The sequence below is a fragment of the Colwellia sp. PAMC 21821 genome, assembly GCF_002077175.1.
In the GTDB taxonomy this organism is placed as follows: Bacteria; Pseudomonadota; Gammaproteobacteria; order Enterobacterales; family Alteromonadaceae; genus Cognaticolwellia.
On record NZ_CP014943.1, the window covers coordinates 3,529,215 to 3,555,169 of the forward strand.

General features: G+C 38.1%; 21 protein-coding genes. 13 read left to right on the top strand and 8 right to left on the bottom strand.

Features of this window, described 5'->3' with window-relative positions:
• The first annotated feature begins 345 nt into the window (after positions 1-345).
• The gene (locus A3Q33_RS14940; RefSeq protein ID WP_081180628.1) at positions 346-663 is read left to right on the top strand and encodes a hypothetical protein; all 318 of its coding nucleotides are present in this window, start codon (positions 346-348) and stop codon (positions 661-663) included.
• Between the two features lie 449 nt (positions 664-1,112).
• Positions 1,113-1,823 (top strand): fatty acid metabolism transcriptional regulator FadR, encoded by a 711-nt coding sequence (fadR, locus tag A3Q33_RS14945; RefSeq protein ID WP_081180629.1) that lies wholly within the window; start codon positions 1,113-1,115, stop codon positions 1,821-1,823.
• A 68-nt stretch (positions 1,824-1,891) separates the two neighbouring features.
• On the opposite strand, the gene A3Q33_RS14950 is transcribed toward fadR, so the two are convergent.
• The 4 genes from A3Q33_RS14950 to sodB all read right to left on the bottom strand — a co-directional run bounded on the left by A3Q33_RS14950 (position 1,892) and on the right by sodB (position 8,111).
• On the bottom strand, positions 1,892-3,394 hold the full coding sequence (locus tag A3Q33_RS14950) for a SpoVR family protein (RefSeq protein ID WP_081180630.1): 1,503 nt from the start codon (positions 3,392-3,394) through the stop codon (positions 1,892-1,894).
• A gap of 304 nt (positions 3,395-3,698) precedes the next feature.
• A complete protein-coding gene (locus A3Q33_RS14955) occupies positions 3,699-4,982 on the bottom strand; it encodes a YeaH/YhbH family protein (protein WP_081180631.1) in 1,284 nt (427 codons plus the stop codon).
• A gap of 40 nt (positions 4,983-5,022) precedes the next feature.
• Positions 5,023-6,957 (bottom strand): PrkA family serine protein kinase, encoded by a 1,935-nt coding sequence (locus A3Q33_RS14960; RefSeq protein WP_081180632.1) that lies wholly within the window; start codon positions 6,955-6,957, stop codon positions 5,023-5,025.
• 572 nt (positions 6,958-7,529) lie between these two features.
• Positions 7,530-8,111 carry a superoxide dismutase [Fe] gene (sodB, locus tag A3Q33_RS14965; RefSeq protein WP_081152700.1) on the bottom strand — a complete coding sequence of 194 codons (582 nt, stop codon included), beginning with the start codon at positions 8,109-8,111 and terminating at the stop codon, positions 7,530-7,532.
• A gap of 324 nt (positions 8,112-8,435) precedes the next feature.
• On the opposite strand from sodB, the gene A3Q33_RS14970 reads away from it, so the two are divergent.
• The 3 genes from A3Q33_RS14970 (at position 8,436) to A3Q33_RS14980 (ending at position 10,029) form a co-directional block, all read left to right on the top strand.
• Positions 8,436-8,777 (top strand): Grx4 family monothiol glutaredoxin, encoded by a 342-nt coding sequence (locus tag A3Q33_RS14970; protein WP_081180633.1) that lies wholly within the window; start codon positions 8,436-8,438, stop codon positions 8,775-8,777.
• A gap of 85 nt (positions 8,778-8,862) precedes the next feature.
• A complete protein-coding gene (locus A3Q33_RS14975) occupies positions 8,863-9,468 on the top strand; it encodes a peroxiredoxin (protein WP_081180634.1) in 606 nt (201 codons plus the stop codon).
• Positions 9,469-9,642: 174 nt separating this feature from the next.
• Complete coding sequence (locus A3Q33_RS14980) at positions 9,643-10,029, top strand: hypothetical protein (RefSeq protein WP_081180635.1); 387 nt, start codon at positions 9,643-9,645, stop codon at positions 10,027-10,029.
• A 27-nt stretch (positions 10,030-10,056) separates the two neighbouring features.
• Here A3Q33_RS14980 and rnt read toward each other — a convergent pair whose 3' ends face one another.
• Positions 10,057-10,758 carry a ribonuclease T gene (gene rnt, locus A3Q33_RS14985; RefSeq protein WP_081180636.1) on the bottom strand — a complete coding sequence of 234 codons (702 nt, stop codon included), beginning with the start codon at positions 10,756-10,758 and terminating at the stop codon, positions 10,057-10,059.
• A gap of 197 nt (positions 10,759-10,955) precedes the next feature.
• Here rnt and A3Q33_RS14990 point away from each other — a divergent pair, with 197 nt between their 5' ends.
• Entirely contained in the window at positions 10,956-11,822 is an 867-nt protein-coding gene (locus A3Q33_RS14990) for a flagellar protein MotY (protein WP_155866784.1), read from the top strand.
• 127 nt (positions 11,823-11,949) lie between these two features.
• Positions 11,950-13,779, top strand: coding sequence for a M1 family metallopeptidase (locus tag A3Q33_RS14995; RefSeq protein WP_231295863.1), 1,830 nt, complete (start codon positions 11,950-11,952; stop codon positions 13,777-13,779).
• 357 nt (positions 13,780-14,136) lie between these two features.
• Here the strand turns inward: A3Q33_RS14995 and A3Q33_RS15000 are convergent, their stop codons facing one another.
• Positions 14,137-14,529: a hypothetical protein gene (locus A3Q33_RS15000; RefSeq protein WP_081180639.1), complete on the bottom strand. Its 393-nt coding sequence runs from the start codon at positions 14,527-14,529 to the stop codon at positions 14,137-14,139.
• Between the two features lie 219 nt (positions 14,530-14,748).
• Complete coding sequence (cysZ, locus tag A3Q33_RS15005) at positions 14,749-15,504, bottom strand: sulfate transporter CysZ (protein WP_081180640.1); 756 nt, start codon at positions 15,502-15,504, stop codon at positions 14,749-14,751.
• A 194-nt stretch (positions 15,505-15,698) separates the two neighbouring features.
• On the opposite strand from cysZ, the gene smc reads away from it, so the two are divergent.
• From smc to ligA, 3 genes are all read left to right on the top strand, one after another.
• On the top strand, positions 15,699-19,235 hold the full coding sequence (gene smc, locus A3Q33_RS15010) for a chromosome segregation protein SMC (protein ID WP_081180641.1): 3,537 nt from the start codon (positions 15,699-15,701) through the stop codon (positions 19,233-19,235).
• Positions 19,236-19,249: 14 nt separating this feature from the next.
• On the top strand, positions 19,250-20,377 hold the full coding sequence (zipA, locus tag A3Q33_RS15015) for a cell division protein ZipA (protein ID WP_081180642.1): 1,128 nt from the start codon (positions 19,250-19,252) through the stop codon (positions 20,375-20,377).
• A 92-nt stretch (positions 20,378-20,469) separates the two neighbouring features.
• Positions 20,470-22,548, top strand: a complete 2,079-nt coding sequence (gene ligA / locus A3Q33_RS15020; protein WP_081180643.1) for an NAD-dependent DNA ligase LigA — start codon at positions 20,470-20,472, stop codon at positions 22,546-22,548.
• A gap of 49 nt (positions 22,549-22,597) precedes the next feature.
• On the opposite strand, the gene A3Q33_RS15025 is transcribed toward ligA, so the two are convergent.
• On the bottom strand, positions 22,598-22,966 hold the full coding sequence (locus A3Q33_RS15025) for a hypothetical protein (protein WP_081180644.1): 369 nt from the start codon (positions 22,964-22,966) through the stop codon (positions 22,598-22,600).
• Positions 22,967-23,363: 397 nt separating this feature from the next.
• Here A3Q33_RS15025 and A3Q33_RS15030 point away from each other — a divergent pair, with 397 nt between their 5' ends.
• From A3Q33_RS15030 to A3Q33_RS15040, 3 genes are all read left to right on the top strand, one after another.
• Positions 23,364-24,104, top strand: coding sequence for a hypothetical protein (locus A3Q33_RS15030; RefSeq protein WP_231295701.1), 741 nt, complete (start codon positions 23,364-23,366; stop codon positions 24,102-24,104).
• A gap of 115 nt (positions 24,105-24,219) precedes the next feature.
• Positions 24,220-25,050: a spondin domain-containing protein gene (locus tag A3Q33_RS15035; RefSeq protein WP_081180645.1), complete on the top strand. Its 831-nt coding sequence runs from the start codon at positions 24,220-24,222 to the stop codon at positions 25,048-25,050.
• A 15-nt stretch (positions 25,051-25,065) separates the two neighbouring features.
• The gene (locus tag A3Q33_RS15040; RefSeq protein WP_081180646.1) at positions 25,066-25,899 is read left to right on the top strand and encodes a spondin domain-containing protein; all 834 of its coding nucleotides are present in this window, start codon (positions 25,066-25,068) and stop codon (positions 25,897-25,899) included.
• Positions 25,900-25,955: the final 56 nt, after the last annotated feature.

The window sequence follows — 25,955 nt, forward strand, 5'->3', positions numbered from 1 at the left end:
ATTTGACGAATGTTTTAGTCCAATAAAACAATGATTTAAACTTATTGTAGTCAGAGTGTTCTATTCTATTCTATGTAAAGCCTATTTAAATGGTCTATTTCATATATAACTGCACTTGTATTTTAGCTGATTAATTAAGTAGTCTAGGTAGTTATGTTTTGCTTACGGATTTGTATTCATCATTTTTGAATTCATCGATATTATAATACAGCGTTAAACTGAAGTGGTTTTACACATGTTTAGCCCATATTTAGCCAGCTTAAATAATATTAATCTAGAAATTATGTACCGAGCGCCTGAAGTACTATATGTTAGGCACATTCACATTTATGATAGTAAAAACGTATGGCATTAAAGGTAGATTTAAGGCACTTTCTTGATGAAGAAGGTAACGTATTAGCGCTTACTGCTCAAGCAAAAAAGGTGTTTGAATTCCTCACTAAAATAGTGATGTCGGTTTCTGAAAATATTGAAAAACCACTAATAGATGTCGACTTGAAATGTAATACCCGAGCTGATGATCTGACCTGTGATGGAGACATTAAAGCAAAGTGTATATCAATTAGCATGATTGAGTGGCATTGCGACTCCTGTGAAGCTTCTGGGACTGTCTCTAATTGGCATGGCAGCACATGGGATAAGCAAGTACGTATTATTCATTAATATGCAATGAAGCTTAGGACGGGCACCTAACTGTGGGAACCCAAAGGCAGGATCTGTCAGAAGCCAATTATTTGAACAATATAGTTTAATGCCAAAACCCAATAATTTAGCTGCATAATCAATGTGCTAACTTAGCCATTATACCTCTTCATACAAAGTAATATACTTTTGAGTTACCTTTTACGTTGCCAATGATTTTGGGGGGGTAATAATACCTTTGTACTAAAGACTAGTATGAAACTTACAAAATATTCATCCTTTGGGCTTAAATAGTAACTGAAAGCATTAAGCTTTTTCTGGTATCTGAATGTTGAGTCTTAAGTTTAATACTCAGAATGCTCTAAATTATTAATTTAAAAGGCGCTAGCCACATATATCAACTTGTGTCGATTGATTGTTCTGGTACAATCAGTTTCAATTACAGTTAACTCGAAGTGATGTGGAGCCCTATGGTTATAAAAGCGCACAGTCCAGCAGGATTTGCCGAACAATATATTGTTGAATCTATTTGGAATGGTGGATTTCCACCGGGTACTATTTTACCCGCTGAACGTGAATTATCAGAACTCATCGGCGTCACAAGAACGACATTAAGAGAAGTGCTACAGCGCTTAGCACGCGATGGTTGGTTGACCATAAAACACGGTAAACCGACTAAAGTTAATAATTTTTGGGAAACATCTAGTCTCAATATTCTTGAAACATTAGCACAGCTTGATCAAGAGGGTATTCCTGACCTAGTCGAAAATTTGCTGTCGGCGCGAACTAATATCAGTGCAATTTATGTGCGTGGCGCTATTAAAAATAACCCTGAAAAAACTATAGAGTTATTGTCGGCTATTGAAGATGTTGAAGATACTGGCGAAGCTTTTGCAGAGTTTGATTATAAACTCAATAAGGAGCTTGTAGTTGCTTCTGGTAATTCTATTTATTTATTGATTTTAAACGGCTTTAGAGGTTTGTACTCGCGTTTAGGTAGTTTGTATTTTGCTCACCCTAGAGGCCGAGAAATAACGCGAACATTTTATAAAAAACTGATTGAATTAGCAAAAGCTGGCCAATTTGACGAGTCGGTATACGCGGTTAGAAAATACGGTGTTGAGTCGGGTAAACTCTGGATAGAGCTAAAAGACGAAGTGTTAAAAGAGCTTGCTGAATAAGTTAATAACCAAACGTTAAATCTATAATTACGCAAGAAAGGCAACTAGACAGTTGCCTTTTTTATTGCCTATTCATCGGGTTGTGGGCATTGTGCAATAATTTCGTCTACGCCTTGTTCATTTTCTTGTAATAGTTTTACATCAAACTTCCAAAGGTAATATAGGTGCTTTAATACTTCATCTTTCGAGTCTGCAAGTGCTACTTGTTGATGCGGAATATAGCGTAAAGTTAATGAGCGATCGCCGCTAATATCAGCATTAGTTATTTGAATGTTAGCTTCTAAATTACTTAAGTTGTATTGGTCAGATAACATAGTGCGTATTTTTTGATAGCCACTTTGATTATGAATAGCGCCAACCTCGATATAACTTTTATTGCTGTCATCGTGTAAATGAAATAGTTTAAAATCTCGCATTAACTTCGGCGATAAATACTGACTTATAAAGCTTTCATCTTTAAAGTTTTCCATGGCAAAGTGTACGGTATCAAGCCAATTACTGCCTGCTATGTCAGGAAACCATTGCTTGTCCTCTTCGGTTGGGCTTTCACATATCCGTCTAATATCTATAAACATATTAAAACCTAATGCGTAGGGGTTTATACCAGAGTAGTAAGGGCTGTTATAGTCAACTTGTGCGACAACATTCGTATGATTATGTAAAAACTCTAACATGAATTTCTCGGTCACTAAGCCTTCATCATAAAGATGGTTTAAAATGGTATAGTGCCAAAAACAAGCCCAACCTTCATTCATAACTTGGGTCTGCTTTTGAGGGTAAAAATATTGTGAAACTTTTCTTACAATGCGAACTAATTCACGTTGCCAAGGTTTTAAAAGTGGAGCATTTTTTTCGATAAAATAGAGAATGTTTTCTTGCGGCTCGGTTGGAAATACCGCTTTAGTCTGTCCACCATCATTTTCATCATTTGAAACGGTTCGCCAAAGCATGTTGACTTGTGACTGTAGGTAAGATTCTCGTTCTTTTTGTCGCTTTAATTCTGCTTCCAGTGATATTTTTTGTGGTCGTTTATAGCGGTCTACACCATGATTCATTAGCGCATGACAAGCGTCAAGGCATGCTTCAACATCGTCAATCCCATGTTTATGCTCACAGTCAGCAATGTATTTTTTGGCGAATACTAAGTAATCAATAATGGAACTAGCGTCGGTCCATGATTTAAATAAATAATTACCTTTGAAAAATGAGTTATGTCCATAGCAAGCGTGTGCCATAACGAGTGCTTGCATCGCCATGGAGTTTTCTTCCATTAAATACGAAATACAGGGGTCAGAGTTAATCACAATTTCATAAGCTAAGCCCATTTGTCCTCGTTTATAGGTTTGCTCAGTTTGTATAAATTTTTTACCGTAAGTCCAATGGTTGTAACCAATGGGCATGCCGACACTCGCGTAGGCGTCCATCATTTGCTCGGCGGTGATCACTTCAATTTGGTTCGTGTAAGTATCTAAACGATAATGTTTTGCAACACGTTCAATTTCACTTTGATATTGTTCGAGCTTAGGAAATGTCCAGTCACTGCTATCGTCGAGTGGTTTTCGCTTAGTCATAAAAACTCCTTATACCAATTGAAACGAATAATCGATCATTTTAAGGTGGTGTAAATATAAAATACCTTCGTGCTTGCATGGCCGTTTTAGCCGTTTTAGCCATTTCGTCATAGCTTGCGCAATTCGCTAATGACTTTTATCCTTGAAAATATATGGCCCCGGGGCATTTATAAATCGATTCACGTCAATGTAAGTACTTATGTTTAGCCTGAAATAATAAAAATCTACTGTCAGTAAATTATCTATTGCTCGAAAAGATACTTATGAATATTTAGTTTTTCTTATAATTAATCACTTAACATGACTACGCCGCTTGTACACTTTTTCTCTTAAATAACGCTCTAAATACAGGGTATATATCTTCAACTGTTCTTATGTGTTCCATTGAAAAGGCATCATTGGTATCAGCAATTTGTGAATATTGTTGCCAAAGGCTTTGATGAGCACGTTGAGTGATTTCGATATAACTGAAGTATCTTGATTTTGGCAATATACTTTCGCGCATTAATTGCTGGCAGTGTGGCGAGTCGTCAGCCCAATTATCGCCATCGGACGCTTGTGCGCCATAGACATTCCATTCTTTCTCATTATAGCGCTGTTCTATAATGTCGATCATCAGTTCTAAAGCGCTTGAAGCAATGGTTCCGCCGGTTTCTTGTGAATAAAAAAACTCATGTTCATCCACTTCTTTAGCTTGAGTATGGTGGCGAATATAAACCACGTCGATGGTTTCATATGTGCGAGTAAGAAATAGGTATAAAAGAATATAAAAGCGCTTGGCGATATCTTTAGTTGCTTGATCCATAGAGCCAGAAACATCCATTAAACAAAACATCACCGCTTTTGAGCTTGGGACAGCTTGTTTGGCATAATTACGATAGCGTAAGTCAAACGAGTCAATAAAAGGCACTTTGCTAATGCTAGCCTTAATGATTTCAATAGCTTTTATAAGCTTGTTTTTAGCTCGAACGTTGTCGTGTCTATCTTGTTCGAGCAAGGCTAATTCTGCTTCGAGCGCTTTAAGTTGGCGGCGTTTATCAGCCGTCATGGCAATTCTGCGCGCTATTGAGCCTTGTAACGATTTTACAATATCAATATTTGAGGCTGCGCCTTCCGCGCAATAACCGGAGCGTACGGTTTTATAATCAATAATTGTATCTAATTGATTTTGTTCTAAATTAGGCAGTTCTAAATCTTCAAAAAGTAAATTTAGATATTCATCCTTAGAAATAGAGAAAACAAAGTCGTCACTACCTTCACCAGAATCACTCGCGTCGCCTTGACCACTGCCCTGACCTTGGCCTTGCTGTTGCGGTGGTCGAGCAATTTGATCGCCGGTCGTAAACTGGTCATTACCCGGGTGTACACGGTCTTTAATGCCACCACTACCTTGATGAAAAAAAGGTTCACTTAAGTCTTTTTTGGTGATGGTAATGTTTTCACCACTGGTAATATCAGTTACGCCACGTTTATTTATCGCCTCAGATACAGACTGCTTAATTTGGCTTTTATAACGCCTGATAAAACGTTGGCGGTTAACCGTACTTTTATTTTTGCTATTTAACCGCCTATCGATAAAGTTTGTCATATATGCTCCTAACTTAGTCGTAATGAGGACTAAGTAATACCTAAGAAGATTTTCTTACGCGCAAATACCATTCAGAAAGTAATCTGACTTGTTTTTTGGTGTAGCCCTTAGTCATCATACGTTCAACAAAGTCGTCGTGTTTTTGTTGATCATCATTAGATGTTTTCGTGTTAAATGAAATCACAGGTAATAAGTCTTCCGTATTTGAGAACATTTTTTTCTCGATAACCGTGCGTAATTTTTCGTAGCTGGTCCATAACGGATTTGTGCCATTGTTGTTGGCTTTGGCGCGCAGGACGAAATTTACAATTTCATTTCTGAAATCTTTCGGATTACTAATGCCAGCTGGCTTCTCTATTTTTTCTAATTCGTTATTCAGTGCTTCACGGTCAAATAGTTGTCCGGTTTCAGCATCTCGGTACTCTTGATCTTGGATCCAAAAGTCAGCATAAGTAACATAGCGGTCAAAAATATTTTGACCGTATTCAGAATATGACTCTAAATAAGCCGTTTGAATCTCCTTGCCAATAAACTCAATAAACTGAGGTGATAAATAGCCTTTAATAAACTCTAAATATCGATCACTGGTTTCCTTCGGTAGCTGCTCACGTTCTATTTGCTGTTCAAGTACATAAAATAAATGCACAGGGTTTGCCGCAACTTCTAAATGGTCAAAGTTGAAAACACGGGATAATATTTTAAAAGCAAAGCGGGTTGATAGCCCAGACATACCTTCATCGATGCCTGCATACTCTCGGTATTCTTGATATGATTTTGCTTTTGGATCGGTATCTTTTAAGCTTTCACCGTCATACACGCGCATTTTAGAATAAATACTGGAGTTCTCTGGGTCTTTTAAGCGTGAAAGCACCGAGAATTGTGCTAATGTTTCTAACGTGTCTGGTGCACATTGGGCTGTATTTAATTCACTGTTTTCTAATAATTTTTTATAAATTTTAACTTCTTCAGAAACTCGCATGCAGTAAGGCACTTTAACAATATAAACACGGTCTAAAAATGCCTCATTGTTTTTATTATTTCTAAAGGTTGTCCATTCTGACTCATTAGAATGAGCCAGTAAAATACCGTTAAAGGGTAGTGCAGATAGGCCTTCAGTTGGATTGTAATTACCTTCTTGTGTCGCCGTTAAAAGCGGGTGTAGCACCTTAATTGGCGCTTTAAACATTTCAACAAACTCCATTAAGCCCTGGTTGGCACGACATAAAGCGCCTGAGTAGCTATAAGCATCAGGATCATTCTGTGCAAAGTGCTCTAATTGGCGAATATCTACTTTACCCACTAACGCTGATATATCTTGGTTGTTGTCATCACCGGGCTCGGTTTTAGCAACGGCAATTTGGTCAAGAATAGAAGGATAAATCTTTATCACTTCAAATTTCGCAATATCGCCCTTAAATTCGTGTAAACGTTTGGCAATCCAAGGTGACATTATTGTACTTAGGTATCGCTCAGGAATATTATATTCTTGTTGTAATATTTTACCGTCAGCATTGGCATCAAATAAACAAAATGGGTGGTCATTTACTGGACTGCGCGTACCGTTTGCACTAAGTACATAAATAGGCTCTTGCTGCATTAGTGCTTTTAGTTTTTCGGCTAATGATGATTTACCGCCACCTACAGGACCGAGTAAATAGAGAATTTGTTTCTGCTCTTCTAAGCCTTGAGAAGCGTGAGTGAGGTAGGCAACAATTTGTTCTATTGCTTCTTCCATACCATAAAAATCTTTAAAGGCGGGGTAGCGGGCAATAACCCGATTAGAGAATATTCTGCTTAAACAAGGCTCATTTGAAGTGTCTACCATTTCAGGTTCGCCAATGGCTTTTAATAACCGTTGTGATGCACTTGCATAGGCCATAGGATCATTACGACATAAACTCAGGAAATCTTGAATTGAATAGCACTCTTCTTGTGCCTCGTCGTAGCGTGATTGGAAATGTTGAAATATACTCATAACTGCCTCCAGAAGATAAGTCGTTCAGACTGGGCTGATAATTCGACCATACGAGCAATGTAACTTATCAAACCCTTCTTATATTATTAGACCGTACTTTTACCTTTCCTATTTTATTTAATTTAAGTCTAGGTGTTAATTTTGAAAGTAGTTAAAAAATAAAGAAAAAAATTGTAACCAGAGACTATTTTTAAGAAGGATATATTGTTTAACGTGCACACGATCTACTTTCATTGTGTGTTGGTTCAACACCAATATAATTGCACGTTCAATGATAAGTATTAACAAACATTTAAATCACCTGCTTATTGTTCCAGACTAAACACAAGCGATGTGAAGGGTTTTCACATGACGTGAATCTAGGTTCTTGCATTGATAATGTAAACGATTTGTATACTTTAGGAGTCATTAGCAAAATGGCTAAAAAGGCAGGGGATGCCGCACAGATGCTGGAGATTAAAACCAGCCTAGAATAAGCGATTTTTTATTTCAATTAATGCTATAAATTAGTTAAAAAAAAAGGCCAGCAAATAATGCTGACCTTTTAAATTTACATTATTATCTTGTAACGTTTAAGCGTAGTTTGCTGAGGCAAAATCCCAGTTCGCTAATGCCCAGAAACCTTCCATGTAGCTAGGACGAAGGTTACGGTAATCAATGTAGTATGCATGTTCCCATAAATCTACTGTGATTAGTGGCGTTACACCTTCATCAGTAAGAGGAGTTGCTGCATTAGATGTATTAACGATAGCAAGGCTGCCGTCAGCATTCTTAACTAACCAAGTCCAGCTTGAACCAAAGTTATTGATAGCGCTGTCAGTGAATTTTGCTTTAAATTCTGCAAATGAACCAAAGCTTGCATTAATAGCTGTTGCTAATGCACCAGATGGCTCGCCGCCGCCGTTAGGGCTTAAGCTGTTCCAGTAAAACGTATGGTTCCAAATTTGTGCAGCGTTATTGAAAACACCAGCAGAAGATGTTTTAACGATATCTTCTAAAGACTTTCCTTCAAAATCAGTACCTTCGATAAGACCGTTTAACTTAACAACATAAGTGTTGTGGTGCTTACCATAGTGAAACTCTAAAGTTTCTTGTGAAATATGTGGTGCAAGTGCATCCATTGCATATGGTAGTGCTGGTAATTCGATAGCCATTATATTCTCCAGTATGTGATTATAAAAAATTATTCTAATGCTAATTTAAAGAAGTAGTTTTTTTTTGTCTAAAACCTAGTAAACTACTCGGGTATTAAAGCTTTGTATAGTCTACCCAAGTATATAGGTATTACCATAGGTTTTATCAAGGCTATTAAGTTTTAATATATAAGTTTTTTGCTTTAGTATTTATTGTTCTGTTTATATTCGTCAGTTTTACTTTAAGTATTGGGCACAATAATACCAAATTGAATAAATATTGTTTCATTATGTGAAATGTTATAATTAGTTAAATTGGTATAAGTATTAATTTTTGAGGATATTATGGAAACAATCGATCGCATTAAAGAACAAATCAGTGAAAACACAATTCTCCTTTACATGAAGGGTTCACCAAAGTTACCAAGTTGTGGCTTTTCTTCACAGGCTTCTCAAGCATTGATGGGCTGTGGTGAAAAATTCGCCTATGTTGATATCTTACAAAACCCTGATATTCGTGCTGAATTACCAAAGTATGCTGATTGGCCAACATTTCCACAACTATGGGTTGACGGTGAACTTGTCGGCGGTTGTGACATCATCATGGAAATGTATCAACAAGGTGAATTACAAACCTTGATCACTGAATCTGCGGCTAAAAATAGTTCGGCAGAAAGTTCAGAGTAACTATTGAATTATCACTTAACGCCACCATACTAGGTGGAGTTAACATTAAATAACTTAAATTTATTTTAAAAAATTGGAGAATATAATGAGTGTATTAGTCGGTCGCGCAGCACCAGATTTTACAGCAGCAGCAGTATTAGGTTCAGGTGAAATTGTTGATAGCTTTAATCTAGCTGAAGCTATTAAAGGTAAAAAAGCCGTAGTATTTTTCTACCCACTTGATTTTACTTTTGTATGTCCTTCAGAATTGTTAGCTTTTGATCACCGTATGGAAGAGTTCAAAAGCCGTGGTGTTGAAGTTATTGGTGTTTCTATCGATTCACAATTTTCTCATAACGCGTGGCGTAACACTGCAATAAACGATGGTGGTATTGGTCAAGTTCAATACACTTTAGTTGCTGATGTAAAACATGAAATTTGTAAAGCATATGACGTAGAGCATCCAGAAGCTGGCGTAGCATTTCGTGCTTCATTCTTAATTGATGAAGAAGGTAGTGTACGTCATCAAGTGGTTAACGATTTACCACTTGGTCGTAACGTTGATGAAATGATCCGTATGATCGACGCGTTACAATTTCACCAAGACCACGGTGAAGTATGTCCAGCTGGCTGGAACAAAGGCGATAAAGGCATGACAGCAACTACAGAAGGCGTTGCAGCTTACCTTACAGATAACGCTGATAAACTTTAACGCTTACGTTAATTTATGAGTAAAAAAAGCCGCTTCTTGCGGCTTTTTTGTGTCTGAAATTTATTTATATATTTAAAAAATCTTTGTAAATTATTGTATTACGACTAAAATAATAAACAGATTAGGAAGTTGAAATGCTTCTTGAGGTAATTGAATGTCAAAAAAGGATTATAGATGTATTACCCTAAATTTATTTATGAAAATTTACCTTACGCATATTTTTTAGTGTGTGCTTATTTGCTTGCATTTTATGATACTTGGCCTGTATTTTTTTCTGCGGGGTTACTTTATTGTGCTGGATGTATAACGTTGGTCACTCGCTCTGAATATCGTCGGGTTGACCGTCGTAAAGATATTGAAAATAAAGCAGTTGATAAAAAGAGGTTACCCGAATGGCTTTACGAATACTTACCTTATGGCTACTTTGCAGTTGCTATGGTTATCGTATTGAAAACCAATTCATCTGCCTTAAAGTTTATCGCTTTTTGTTTAATGATTTTGGCGTTAAGAAATTTGCTTTTCAGAATAAATAATCGCCGAAAAGCAAAGTCATTATTTTAATTACCCTACTACTATTAGATGCAAATGCTAAGTTTGTTCTTGCGTTAATTCATCTTGTGTAGTGTCTTCCGGTTGAATTAAAGGCCAACCGCCTAACTGTTGCCATTTATTAACAATATAGCAATATAACTCAGCGGTTTTTTCCGTATCATATAATGCGGAATGTGCTTCACTATTATTAAAATCAATTTTTGCGGCCGCACAGGCTTTTGCTAAAACTGTTTGACCTAATGCTAAGCCTGACAACGTGGTGGTATCAAAACTAACGAAAGGGTGAAAAGGCGAGCGTTTAATTGAACAACGCTCAGTAACCGCATTAACAAAGCCTAAATCAAAGGACGCATTGTGCGCTACTATAATGGCGCGCTGGCAACCAGCAGCTTTCATTTTTTTACGCACAAGTTTAAATATTTCAGTAATAGCTTTTTTCTCATCTACTGCGCCACGTAACGGATTAGTGGGGTCGATACCGGTAAATTCTAAAGCGGCTTTTTCGAGGTTTGCGCCTTCAAAAGGGTCAACGTTAAAATGAATGGTTTCATCTAAACTGAATTGGCCACTGGTTTCATCTAAAGAAAGTGTAGTTGCAGCAATTTCTAGTAAAGCATCTGTTTGGGCATTAAAACCGGCGGTTTCAACATCAATAACGACGGGGAAGTAGCCTCGAAAGCGTTGAGCAAATAGTGATTTTTCAGCATGAGTATTAGTTGCTGTTGTATTATCAGACATAAAGGCAATGAGTATTGGTTAGCATAAATATTGTTGGGGATTATCGCAGAAATAATCCCTTAAGGCATCACCGAAGATTAAAAGCACAACATTTAATTTTGGGAATATTCCAATAAACTGTTAAAGTTATTCTTGATTTTGTCGATAGTAAAGATGTCGCTATTAAATCCACATTAATTGACATGAAAATTAATTTTATGAAAAAAATTATAACGCTAGTTACATTATCATTATTTATTTCCCAAACTAATGCGGGCATTAGGCAATATCGTGCGGATATTGAAAACTCCACATGGCAGTTAACTGATGATTCTCGGCTGCAATGTACGCTATCACATCAAATTCCACGCTATGGTAAAGCTAAGTTTTATAGTTCAGCAAACCGTAAAACGAATATGGAGTTTGAATTGGAAATGATGCGATTGCCCGACAGTTATTCTTTAGCTGAAGTGCGATCTGAGGCTCCAAATTGGCGGCCAGGGGTTGCCGGAAGGGTGTTAGCAGATATGAAGCTGCATAAACAATTCTCACCAAGTTTGCCGAAAAAAATTGCTTGGAACATGCTCAATGAACTTGATCAAGGCATGAGCCCAACGTTTTATTATAATGACTGGTATAGCACTGACGAAAAAATTACAGTGGGTTTATCAACCGCTCGTTTTCAAAAGGCCTATCAAGCTTTTGTTGGTTGCGTGAGTAATCTACTAGATTTTAACTTTGATGATATTTCTTATACGGTACTTAACTATCAGTTTGGCTCTGATAAGCTAACCAAAGCATCGCAAAAACGCATGAATATGATCGTTGAATACTTATCGCTTGATTCTCAGTTAGAGCTAGTATTAATAGACGGTTACTCTGATAGTTACGGTGGTCGTAATACCAACCTTAAAATGTCTGAACGTCGTGCAAATAATGTGCGAGATTTAATTGTTAGTAGTGGAATTGATGCCAGTCGAATAGAAGCAAGTGGTTATGGTGAAAAGCGTCACGTAGCCTCCAATGAAACTATTATCGGTCGTAGTAAAAACCGCCGAGTGGTAATACGTATGGAACAGCCGTAACGTTTAGCGAGAACATGTTCAATTGACATAATTATCACTTGAAGAGGCCTGTAGATTCACTGTAATCTACAGGCCTCTTTTGTTTTGGGTACATTATATGAAATTTTCTATTCGCCTTGTTGCCATAATGTGTTGTGTTATACAGCTCACTTGGATTCAATCAGTTTCTGCGCAAGTTAATGATGCGTTGACTTATGCTAACTATGATCAAGTAAAAATTAGTCACCTTTATTTAGATCTTGATGTTGATTTTGACAAAAAATCATTAAAAGGTTTTGCCGAGTTGAGCCTTAATTGGCTTAACGATGAAGTTGCTAATGTTACTTTAGATACTCGCGATTTAGACATTCATCGTGTCATGGCAAAAAATGCGAGCAATCAGTGGGTAAAATTAAACTACAAACTGGCAAAGCGCGATGATGTTATGGGCTCAAAGCTAACCATTAAAACACCTTTTCAAACGCCAACCATCAGAGTGTATTACAACTCATTACCACAAGCTTCAGGCTTGCAATGGTTGTCGCCTGAGCAAACTGCCGGCAAAGACAAACCGTTTATGTTTAGCCAAAGCCAAGCCATTCATGCCCGTTCTTGGATACCAATTCAAGATACACCAAGCGTACGCATGACATACAATGCCCGCATTACGACCTCTGATGATTTACTCGCGGTAATGAGTGCTGACAACGCACCTGATACAGCACGCGATGGCGATTATTCATTTTCAATGCCACAAGCTATTCCTGCTTATTTAATTGCTATTGCTGTCGGTGACTTACAGTTCAAAGCCATGAGCAAGCAAACCGGTATTTATGCTGAACAATATATTTTAGATAGAGCCGTTACTGAATTTGATGATACGCAACTGATGATCGATGAAACCGAAAAGCTTTTTGGTGCTTATCGTTGGGGCCGTTATGACTTACTTATATTGCCACCAAGTTTTCCTTTTGGCGGTATGGAAAACCCAAGATTGTCATTTATTACCCCAACCGTGGTAGCTGGCGATAAAAGTTTAGTGAACTTAATTGCCCATGAGTTAGCTCATTCTTGGTCTGGTAACTTAGTGACTAACGAAAGCTGGCGCGATTTATGGTTAAACGAGGGTTTTACCAGTTATGTTGAAAATCGCATTATGGAAGCTGTTTTTGGCGCTGATAGAGCCTTAATGGAGCGAGCGTTAGATGCTCAAAACTTAGGTTATGAAATTGCTGAGCTACCGCCAGGTGACACACAATTGTATATCGACCTTGCTGGCCGTGATCCTGATGATGCTTTTTCTGGCGTACCTTATACCAAAGGGCAACTATTTTTAGTTTATTTAGAAGAAAAGTTTGGTCGTGAAAAGTTTGATACTTTTATCATGCAATATTTCGATGATCATGCATTTCAAAGTTTAGGTACTAAAAACTTTGTGACTTATTTAAAAGCTAATTTGACCGACAAATTTCCTAACATTGTCAGTGATGGTGAGTTAAATGAATGGATTTATGAACAAGGTTTACCCGTTTATACCCCTAAGCCACGTTCAGATGCTTTTGTTAAAATTAATGACGTTATTTCGAAATGGACCAGCGGCCAGCTTGAATTAGCGCAAATACCTACAAAAAAATGGACATTGCATGAATGGCTACACTTTATTAATAACTTACCATTGAACATATCTAACGAGCGTATGACAAGTTTAGATAAAGCATTTAATCTTACCAACAGTACAAATGCTGAAGTTGCTCATGCATGGTATTTACTGGCATTACGCTCTGGCTATGACGTTGTTTATCCAGCAATGGCAACATATTTGGAGTCAATAGGTCGTCGTAAATTGATTGTTCCTTTGTATAAAGAGCTTGCAACATCTGCTAAAGGCAAGGAATGGGCACAAGCGGTTTATAAAAAAGCGCGCCCAGGTTATCACCCGCTAGCGCAAGGTACGGTTGACGCTATATTGTTAAACTAACGACTGGCTTAACTTAGCTGTACTTAGTTAAGCTTTGATGTGATTATTTGAGCAGTTTGTAACTATAGTTATACCAAGTTGATTAATTAACGGCTCATTTTTAATGCTTAAAATGAATAAGTACGGGATTATAAAATTGATAAGTAGCATAACTACTGACTAAATTTTATGCCTTGTCATTATCCATTTTTTCTCATGAAAAAGTAGATCACTTAATTAATCAAATGGGTATTATCGTATTTTTTAACATAAAAATTCACAAAAAAAAACATCGCCACTAGCGATGTTTTTTTATGCTCAATAAACTAAAAATTGTATGGCTTAATAAATGGTGTTTTTATAGTTCATTAAACGCAGCTAAGGGCTTACTGCACGTTTGTTTACTATAACGTCAACCTGACGCTGTTTGTTTTGTTGTGAAATTACTACGCGTATTTGTTGTGACTCATGTTGGTAATTTAATGTTAAGCGGCCGCGTTTGCGTTCGCGCTCAATTGGTTCACCGTAGCTTTTATTGTAAAAATCAATCACGCTATCTTCTGAAACTGAGGTGAAATAATTAATCACCGCGGGGGTGTTCTCATCAAATCTAGCAAATATACGCGCGTCTTCAATTACCGGTATATCAACTTTATCTATTATACTTTTTTCGGTATTAGAGGTTTCTGCGTTAATGCTAAAACTGACCATCAACAGTAGTAAAGCACGAGATAAAAATGAACTCTTTGGTCTAAAGCGCAATGCTGGCATCACCAGATCCTTTTAAGTTATCAATGTGATATAAATCATAAACGTAGTTACATTATAATGAGTGTGCACGTTGAATTTTTTGCTGTCAAATTTTAGTATAAATGCTTAATTAAGTACTTGGCTAATATTTAAACGCACGATCAAACAAGCATCAAAATATGAACGATGCTTGAGCTAATTGTTTAATAGTCGTTAACATACTGATTGTTATTTGATTTATTATGAACGGTCAACAAATTCATCACGATAATTATCTACCCATAGTGCTGTAGCACCACATATCGCCACGGGCATTACAACCAAATTTACTAATGGGATCATTGAAAATACTGCCGTAGTGATACCAAAACTATAACTTAACCCTTGGCGTTGCTTTAATGTTCTGCGCATACGCGTAAAACTAATTTTGTGATTATCAAACGGATAATCTATATATTGTACGGCCATCATCCAGGCAAGAAATAAAAACCACAGTACTTGGCCAACAATCGGTAATAACCAATAAAGTAAAAAGAAGCCAGCAGCACGCGGTAAATAATAACCTAGTTTACTTACCTCTCGACTTAGCGTTCGAGGAATATCTTTAACCACATCCAAAGCACCACCGTCATGCAAGGGTTGATCTGTCAATAATGCCTCCACTTTTTCTGAGAGTAAACCATTAAATGGTGCGGCCAACCAATTGGCTACTGAGCTGAAAATAAATGAAAAAATAATCAATACAAACAAAATAGCTAACGGCCAAATAAAACTACTTAGCCAAGAAAACGAATCACCAAGCCAATCTTCTAAGCTCAACATATAACTTTCTAGCTGCAAAAACATATAATAAAAAGCATAACTAAACAGTACTAAGTTTACTGATAACGGAATAAATACAAAGCGTCGAATTCCTGGGGTTCGGATCAACTCAAAGCCTTTGATAAAGTATCCGGCACCGCCGTTTGCTAATGGGGGTTTGTTATTATTGCTCATTGTTGTTTTATTAACCTAACTAGTTGATATTCATAGCCCGATTATAGGATCCTTAGTATGAGATGAACAGTATTGTGATGTTACAAATTACATCAATCTCTGTTACAGTGGCGGCAGTTACTGATGTTTAATGTTAATTCTATTGTCTTACAAAACTTTAGCCAATAGATACTTTGATTAGGTTTTTCGATTTAATGCGACTCAAGCATATAAAATTGGCAGGTTTTAAATCCTTTGTCGATCCCACCAAAGTCCCCTTTGAACAACAAATGACCGCTATTGTTGGGCCAAATGGCTGTGGAAAATCGAATATTATTGACGCTGTACGTTGGGTATTAGGCGAAAGCTCTGCGAAAAATTTACGCGGCGAAGCCATGACTGATGTTATTTTTAATGGAGCTGCCAGTCGAAAACCTATTGGTCAAGCCAGTGTCGAGCTAGTGTTTGATAATACCCAAGGCCGTATTCAAGGCAACATGGCTGATCGTACTGAAGTTTCTGTGCGTCGGGTAGTGAATCGTGAAAGCATTAATACTTACTTTTTAAATGGCACAAAATGTCGACGACGAGATATTACCGATATTTTTCTTGGCACCGGTTTAGGGCCTCGCAGTTACGCTATTATTGAACAAGGTACTATTTCTCGCTTAATCGAATCTAAACCACAAGAATTACGCGTATTTATTGAAGAAGCCGCTGGCATTTCAAAATATAAAGAACGCCGCAAAGAAACCGAAACCAGAATACGCCATACCAGAGAAAACCTAGCACGACTCAATGATATTCGCCTTGAGCTTGATGTTCAAATTGATAAACTGCATCAACAAGCACAAGCGGCTAAACGCTTTCGTACTTTAAAACAACAAGAACGTAAATATAAAGCCGAGCTGGCAGTCTTACGCTGGCAAAAATTTGATCAACAACGTGAACTGCATCAAACGCGCATCGTAGCGTTGGAAAATAAAGTAGCAAGCCAAAATACCGAGCTTAGTCAAAACGATTTAGTGATCATCGAATTAAAAGCGACCATGAACGGCTGTAATGATAATAATCAAACATTGCATCAGCAAAAACTCAATGTAACGCAAGATATTGCTCGCGCTGAACAGCAAGTTAAATACTTAAAAGAACAATCAGAAAAAACTCAAACCGATAATGAGTTAACTCAGCAACAATTACTGAATGCACAACAGTTAATTTTAGCTGAGCAAGCACAATTAAAATTATGTATCACCCAGTTAAATGAACAACAACCTGAGTTGCAGAGCATCGAGACTGCGCTGGAAGCATGTCAGACTGAACTCTCGCAACAACAAGAACAACAGAAGAAATTGCAAAGCCAATGGCAGCAACAACAGCAAAAACGTAATGCTAATGAACAGCAAAAATTAACTTTGCATGCCAACATTACTCAACAAAAAACAATTATTGAACAAGTTGACCAGCAAGTAATTAAGTTACATGAGCAAATAACCTCGCATTCTTTATTAGACACTGTAGAAAATGTAGACGAGCAGTATCAGCTACAAAAAAACATCACTTTAGCAGCGTTAACAGAGCTGAAAAAGCAACATAGCGAGTTGGCGACTAAAGAGCTAAACCTGCAACAAGCGTCTCAGCAGTTAAGTCAACAATTGGCTGTAGCTGCAGGTCAGCATGCGGTTAAAAATCAAGTCATTGAAGGATTACAGTTAAAGCTTGCAGATAAATCGCCTTGGAGTGAAAAACAAGCCGCATGGTTTAACAAGCAAAGCATGACCGATTTTGTCTCGTTACAAAGTCAGCTAAACGTTGCCAAAGGTTGGGAACAGGCGACAGAAGTGGTCCTATCTCATTGGTTGGCGGGCCATCTTGTAAATACATTACCTAACGCCGATGATAACGGAAACTTAAACGTCGACAACTTATGTTTTGTTTATCAGAATATAGCTGAGAGTATAGAACAAAACGTTGAGCAAAATTTCGATGACATAAGTAAAAGTATTGTAGCTGTACAAGCCAACACATTAGCAAGTAAAGTGAGCGGCGTCAGCGCATTAACTGATTACTTTAATGCTATTTTTTTAGCTGATACTTACCTCGAAGCTCAGCAAAAGTTATTGGGCCTAGCAAAACATGAAAGTGTTATTTGTCCCGACGGCACATGGCTACAACACCATATGTTGACCAAAGGCAAACTTGAACAAGGCTATGACTATATTAGTTTACAGCGTCAGCTTGAAAACGAACAAATATCAGTTCAGCAAATACTTAAAAGCCAAGAAAATATTGAGCAGCAGCAGACTCAAACTTTCGAGCAGCTAGCATTATTAACCAATGACAAAAATGTGAATAGCGAAAGTATCACGTTACAGCAAACTAAACTTAACGAGATCGATAATGTCATTTCATTAAAAGCTCAGGTAAGTCAACAACAACAAAGTCAGCAAAAAAAATTAACAGAACAAGTTGAAGAGTTGCACAAAAGTGAACTTGTCGCTCAGCAAAAACTAGCAGATTTTCAAGCGCAGTTAGCGCAAATATCTGATGACTCTGAATATGACGTAGACGGCTTTTCTCAGCAACAAGCGTTGTTGCAACAAACGATAGAATTAATACAAACACGCAGTCAGGCATTACATCAAAATCGTCATCAGATGAGTTTAGTGGTTGAACAGCTTAAAAGTCAGCGTATGCAACGTGAGCAAAGTATTCGGTCAAATCAAGAAAATGTTAACTTATTGACCCAAAGGCTAACCAGTAATAGCCAAGTTTTTACAGACAATAGTCAGCCAATACAAAAGTTTGAGCAGCAGTTACCACAATGGCTAGATAACCTAACGGCAATTAATGAAAAGCTGCAATTTAATCAGAAAACTTTAAATGACAGCCAAACACGTTTAGCCGAGCTGGAAATACAACAAAAAACCAGCCAAAATAAAGTCAGTGGCTTTAATGAACAACTAGCACGATTACAATTAGACAGCGAAGGGTTCAAGTTAAGAGCAGAAAGCGCCATAGAGGTATTGTCTGAACTACAACAAAATATCGATAAAGTAGTGGAGACCATGCCAGAAAACGCAAAAGAATCGCTCTGGCAAGCGCATTTAATTAAGTTGGCTAAAGACATACAAATGTTAGGCGCGATAAATTTAGCGGCAATTGAAGAGTACGAAACTCAGTTTGAGCGTAAAAGTTATCTTGACCAACAAGATCAAGACCTTAATAATGCAATATCTACGTTAGAAGCGGCAATTGCAAAAATAGACAAAGAAAGCCGTCATAAGTTTAAACTAACCTTTGATCAGGTTAATAAAGACCTACAGGTGCTATTTCCTAAGGTCTTTGGTGGTGGTCAAGCTTACTTAACGTTGACCGGTGAAGACCTACTAGATACAGGGGTTACCATCATGGCTAGACCGCCAGGTAAAAAAAATAGCACAATTCATCTATTATCTGGTGGAGAAAAAGCGCTGACCGCATTATCATTAGTGTTCGCGATTTTTCGATTGAATCCTGCTCCATTTTGTTTACTTGATGAAGTGGATGCACCTTTAGATGATGCAAATGTCAGTCGTTTTTGTAATCTAGTGCGAGAAATGTCGCAAACAGTGCAATTTATATATATAAGTCATAATAAAATAGCTATGGAGATGGCGTCACATTTAACCGGAGTTACCATGTTTGAACCAGGTGTTTCACGTATGGTAGCGGTTGATATAGACGAAGCAATCGCCATGGCAGAAGTATAAGAATAGGCTAGGTAATGGAAGATAATTTCAGAAATACATTAATTATTATCAGTGCTCTCGTAATAGCAGCCATTTTCATTCATGGTTATTGGACTATTAGAAAACATAAAAACCCGTATAAATTAAAGACTAAAGTTGAACCTGTAGCGCCACAGTCACGTGGTTTTGATGGTTCAGGATTTGATCAGGATGGCGTAAGTAAACCTAAGGTTGTTGGCGCTAAAACCCAACGCGATGATATTTCTGTAAAGTCTCATCTTGTTGAAGGCAGTACAAATTTTCATAGTGATGAACCTATGCCGTCTGAAGTTCCTCCTGGGGCGTTTGAAATTAAACCTCAAGGACATCGTGACGATTTTGGTGTACTACTTAATGATACCGAGGCAGTACCTGAGCATTTAAAACAACAAGCTTTGTCGGACGCACCGGATTATGAAGGTGACTTTTTCCCTGAACCTGAAGATACCCGTTCGGTGGCAGATGAAGTTGTTATTAAAAAGCCAATATATTCTGAACCTGTATATCAGCAACCCGTGACGCAGGCAAAACCCGAAGTTTTAGTGAATAAACCTATTGCGCGTAAAAAAGAGGTGCATGCACCTAAAGTTAAACGTAATCAAATGGAAATAAACTTTGGTGATGAAGCCGTAAAGGATATGCCTAGTATGTCGGCCACGCAGGAAAATAAAAAACCTGCAGCTGTCGAGGTGGAGCCACAAGTTATTGTACTTTCGGTTGTTATGCCACAAGGACTTTCTATGTCAGGTGCTGCATTATTGCCAACATTGCTGACTTTAGGGATGAAATACGGCGAAATGAATATATTTCATCGTCACCAAGATAATGCGGGTAATGGAAAAGTGACCTTCAGCCTTGCTAATATGATGAACCCGGGTACATTTGACCTTGATGATATCGAAAATTTTAGCACACAAGGTATTACGCTTTTTATGACTTTACCTAATCCTGGTGATGCTTTTGAAGTGTTTGAGCAAATGTTAAATGCTGCTAAACAACTTGCCGTCGAATTTCGCGGACAATTATTGGATCACAAACGCAGCGTGATGACCAAGCAAACTGAGCAGCATTATATCGGCCTTATTCGCGAATTTGAACGCAAGAGTCGTATCGGCTCACTGTAAATTTTCATCCCCGATAAACTTCATCGTCAATAATGTGTAAAACTACAGCACATTATTGACGGTAAACTACCCACTTTCTAAGTAAATAAATTATGTCTGAACTAAGTATTATTAAACGTATTTCTGAAATATGTCAGTTGATTAATCATTACAATCATCAATATTATGTGCTTGACGAGCCTAGTGTTCCTGACGTCGAATATGACCGATTAATGCGGGAATTAAATACCTTAGAAACAGAACATCCACACTTGAAAACGGTTGATTCACCTAGCCAAAAGGTGGGCGGGACCGCGCTTAAGTCATTCAGTCAAGTTACACATCAACTCCCTATGTTGTCGTTAGACAATGTTTTTTCTGAACAAGAATGGCAAGCATTTGTTAAGCGCTTACTCGATCGCTTAAATAGAGGTGGCGTAACATCAACGCTCGACTTTGCTATTTGTGCCGAGCCAAAACTTGATGGTTTAGCGGTAAGTATACGCTATGAAAAAGGTGTTTTTGTACAAGCAGCAACGCGTGGGGACGGTATGGTTGGTGAAAATATTACCGAAAATGTTCGCACCATAAAATCGATTCCCTTGCGCTTACAAGGTACAAGTTACCCCGATATTTTAGAAGTGCGTGGCGAAGTGTTTATGCCAAAAGCGAGCTTTGATGCTTTAAACAAGCAAGCGATTAAAAAAGGCGAAAAAGGTTTTGCTAATCCACGTAATGCTGCTGCGGGTAGCCTACGACAGCTAGATTCTAAAATTACCGCAAAACGTAATTTAGGATTTTATGCCTATGGTATTGGCTTTGTTGGCGCTTTGAACGAGCTTGACGATAATATAGAAAGTGAAGTTGAAAGTATTGACGAAAGCTGGTTGGCAAACTCTCATTATCAGCGTTTATGCCAAATAAAAGCGTTAGGCTTGCCTATGTGCCCTGAAGTAAAGTTGCTGGAAAATGCCACGCAAGTAGAAGCTTTCTATCAAGACATATTACAACAACGCGAAGCATTAAGTTACGAAATTGACGGTACTGTATTTAAAGTTGATGACATTGAGTTGCAACAACAACTGGGCTTTGTAGCCCGTGCGCCACGTTGGGCTACAGCATATAAATTTCCAGCGCAAGAAGAACTAACCCTACTTGAGTCTGTAGACTTTCAAGTCGGTCGTACGGGCGCAATTACGCCCGTAGCACGCTTAAAACCGATATTTGTTGGTGGCGTTACTGTTAGTAATGCCACATTACATAACCAAGACGAAATCGACCGTTTAGGTATACAGATAAACGATACGGTTATTATTCGCCGCGCGGGCGATGTTATTCCGCAAATCGTCAGTGTGGTCCTTGAACGTCGTCCTGACAATGCTCAGGTTATAGCTTTTCCAACCGAATGTCCGGTATGTCAGTCTGCAGTTTTAAAAGCAGAAGGAGAAGCTGTGTTGCGATGCACCGGCGGTTTGTATTGCCAGGCGCAACGTAAAGAAGCTATTAAACACTTTGCTTCGCGCAAAGCCCTTGATGTTGACGGTTTAGGCGATAAATTAGTTGAACAATTAGTCGACGAAGGCCTGATCAAAACCCCAGCAGATCTTTTTAAATTAACCGAACTTGATGTCAGTACCATGGAACGCATGGGGCAGAAGTCAGCGACTAATTTAATTAAAGGCCTTGAGGCTGCCAGAGCAACAACCTTAGCAAAATTTGTTTATGCTTTAGGCATTAGAGAAGTGGGCGAAACAACGGCTTCAAACTTAGCGCAATATTTTCTAAACTTTTCAGCTATTAAATCGGCGAATGCAGAGCAACTACAACAAGTGCCTGATGTGGGCGTGATAGTAGCGAAAAATATTGTTAATTTTTTTGCTCAAGATCATAATATTGAGGTAGTTGAAGAACTTGAAAATATTATGTCATGGCCTGATATAGAACGTAAAAGTGATGATGAATTACCATTAAAAGATCAAATATTCGTACTCACCGGTACCTTAAGTAAAATGGGCCGCAACGAAGCTAAAGCGGCATTACAAGCTTTGGGAGCAAAAGTTTCGGGTAGCGTTTCTGTAAAAACAGATTATTTAGTGGCGGGTGAAAAAGCAGGATCTAAATTAGTGAAAGCACAAGATCTTGGTGTGAGCGTGTTAACAGAAGATGAGATGATAGCACTGCTTAATGGTTAGTGCTCTGAATTATACCAAGTTAATTAATCAACTTGGTATAACTTAATCGTTACATAGCTAAGCGCACAAAGGCATATATAAACAATACTATTGGCAAAGGCAGTAATATCGTAAAGAGTATTGTTTCACACCATTCAATGGTCCTATAGAACTTGAACCAAGCGATATTTTCTTCTCGCGTTGACGGCAGTACTTGAAAGAAAAACATAAACGCAGCAACCACTAAGCTTTCAATAGCAATAAATAAGATCAGTATCGCTATCCAAACCAACACGCTAGGGGTTTTTAGTTGAATTTGAGCCTGTAAGCCTATAAAAAGCACAAAGAAGAATATACTCCACGCTAAAAGTTGCCATTTAAAGCGGGCGAATGTAATCGCAATATAATTAAAAAGTTCTGGACTGATTGAAGATAGCATTAAGTGAAAAGTAACTCCTGCTGGTTGTTGGTATAGTAAATAAGAAATAATTTGATAAAAACGCGTGGGTGAATGCTATGTGTTAAATGCGGTATAACGTCAAATATCAACCATGCTCAAGTATATCGATTAACGCGATAAAATGTCAGTGATAGTAATACAGTTCACAATAAAATTTACGTTAGTTGTATTCGGTGGTGTAAAATTTTTCCGGCATACTAGCGACTTAGTCAAGCAGACAATAGACAATACCAAGTTGATTACTTAGCAGCTCATTTTTAATGGTTAAAATGTATAACGCTGTAATTATCCATTTTTCCTCATGAAAAAGTAGATCACTTAATTAATTAAATTGGTATAACATTAATTTGGGTACAACTCGACACTAGGTAATAGCATGAATATTAATATAAAGTGTACAGCCATTGTTTTTCTCAGTATTGCTAGCCATATAGCTACGGCGACAACATTGGATGTGCATACAAACAGCCAACAAGATAAATCTACCCTCATAGCAGGGTATCAACAGACTTTAATTGCTGATAATGAAATTGCTGATAGTGGAATGGCTAAAAATACTAATAATAAAGAAAAACATATACCACTAACAACACAACAAAAAGCGACACCTTTGGCGAGAGTGTTAGCGCAATCGGATAATAAATTATCAGAAAGCCCTTTTAACGAAGATAGAACATTGAATTTAGAGATTAGCGAGCTTAGAGATAACAGTGGTTTAGTTTATTTAGGCGGTAAAGTTTCTGCTGCCGAGCTTAGTGGTTATTTAGATCAGTTAAAAAATGAATTAGGTGAAGAGCAGTATGCTATTTATCGTCAGCATCAAGCGGCGCGTGATCAGCAAACCTTCCACGTTACCTTAGTAAATCCATATGAATATCAAACCATTAATAAAAATAGTGTAAAGTCGAATACACAATTTCGTGTGATTTTACATGGTATAGGTCGTGTCGAAAATGACGATAAAAAAAGTTATTTTGTTGTTGCCTCTTCACCTGACGGCCAATTTATACGACAAAAATTACTGTTAAAAAATAAAGACTTTCATGTCACTTTAGGTTTTTTTCCTGATGACATTTATGGGGTAAGTAAGGGCCGTGACACGCTAATTAACAAATAAATTTCATTACTTTTTATTTATAAAATTGTGATACATTTGTGATAACTCCGTGAAACTTTAGCCATGTTTGCTTTGCATACTAAGTGTGAAATCATTTAGTCATCAAGGGAAACTTATGAAACTTATTAAAGCCGCATCGGCTATTGCACTAGCATGTTCAAGCTCAGTGCTAATGGCACAAACCATTGAAATTCAAATTACCAACCTTACACATGCTCAACACTTTACGCCACGTTTAGTCATAGCACATGATAATACCGTTGACGCTTTTGAGCCCGGAGTTGAAGCAACCTCTGCTTTAGCGTGGCTTGCCGAAGCTGGGGTGATTGACGATGCTCAAAATGCAGCATCTTCTGGACAGAACTTTGAAGCACTTTTAGGTCCAACAGATACCGATAATACCTCAAATACCTGGCATCGTATTGATGGTTTAAGCGCACCATCAAGCACTGAAAACTATTCATTTGATACCATGGATAAAACTCATCTTTCTATTTTAGCTATGCTAATTCCTACAAATGACGCTTTTGTTGGATTAGACAGTATTAAAATTCCCACTGCACCAGGCACATATACCTATATGCTGAACGCCTATGATGCAGGTACAGAGCTAAATGATGAATTAAATAGCATGCGTACTGACATTGTAGAACAAGGTGGCACACCGCTTGGTGGTTATGGTGCTCCTGGGGTTGCGGGTGCAGGTGCATCTCCAGTGCCATTAGGTGTTGGCGGTATGGGTGTTGCGGCTAAAGTAGGTTTTGCTGAAGATGGCACGGCCATTGGCGCAAACGAAGTGGTAGATGGCACAGACGGGCCAGTGCATATTCATAGAAATGTTTTAGGTGATACTAGCCTTACTGATGGCGCTAGTGATTTATTGTCGACTGAACATCGTTGGTTAAATCCTGTTGCGCGCGTAACTATTACTATCCCAGCACCTTAATTTAGGGAGAATATAATGAATATGAACAAACTAAGTTTAGCTTTACTGCCACTTATAGCAGTACTAGCAACCGGTTGTGGTGGTGACGATGGCGACAACGGCGCTACAGGCCCGGCGGGTAGCGCAGGTGTTGACGGCTCAAATGGTAGCGATGGCACAAATGGCGCTGACGGTACCAATGGCAACCTTGCGGTTTACACTGTGCAGTTAACTAATTTAACTTATGGACAGCCATTTTCACCAGCAGCTGTAGTGTTACATGAACCAGGTTTCAACACTTTTATCGATGGTGAAGCGGCAAGTTTAGGTTTAGAGCAACTTGCTGAAGGTGGTGACCCCACAGGACTGATGTCAGAAGCTTTAGCGGCAACCCAATATTTAGATGCTGTAACGACGGGCGGAGCAACACCGCCGAGAACTATGGGTACAATGTCGACATTATTAGTACCACTTTTAGATATTGATAATTTACGCATGAGTTTTACTACCATGTTGGTCAATACTAATGATGCGTTTACCGGTCTTAATGCCGCTAACATAAGTAACATGACGGTTGGCCAGTCAATGAGCTTTATGGCCCCAACTTGGGATGCAGGTACTGAGGCAAACACAGAAACTGCTTCTACAATGCCTGGCCCAGCAGCAGGTGCGGCAGGTGGTGGCGGGGCAAGTGCCGGTTTTGATGCCACACGTGATGATCTTTTTGATCTGGTTCACTTTCACCGAGGTGTTGTTACCAACGCTAATGCGAGTGATGACAGTAAAGAAGGTTTAAGCACTTCAGTACTTACTGAAGCAGACCGTTGGGATAATCCAACAGCACGAATAGTGGTAACTCGAACACGATAAAAAGCTGAGTGTTTAGCGAGATGTTGAACACTTATATTTATCACAAAGTCTACATT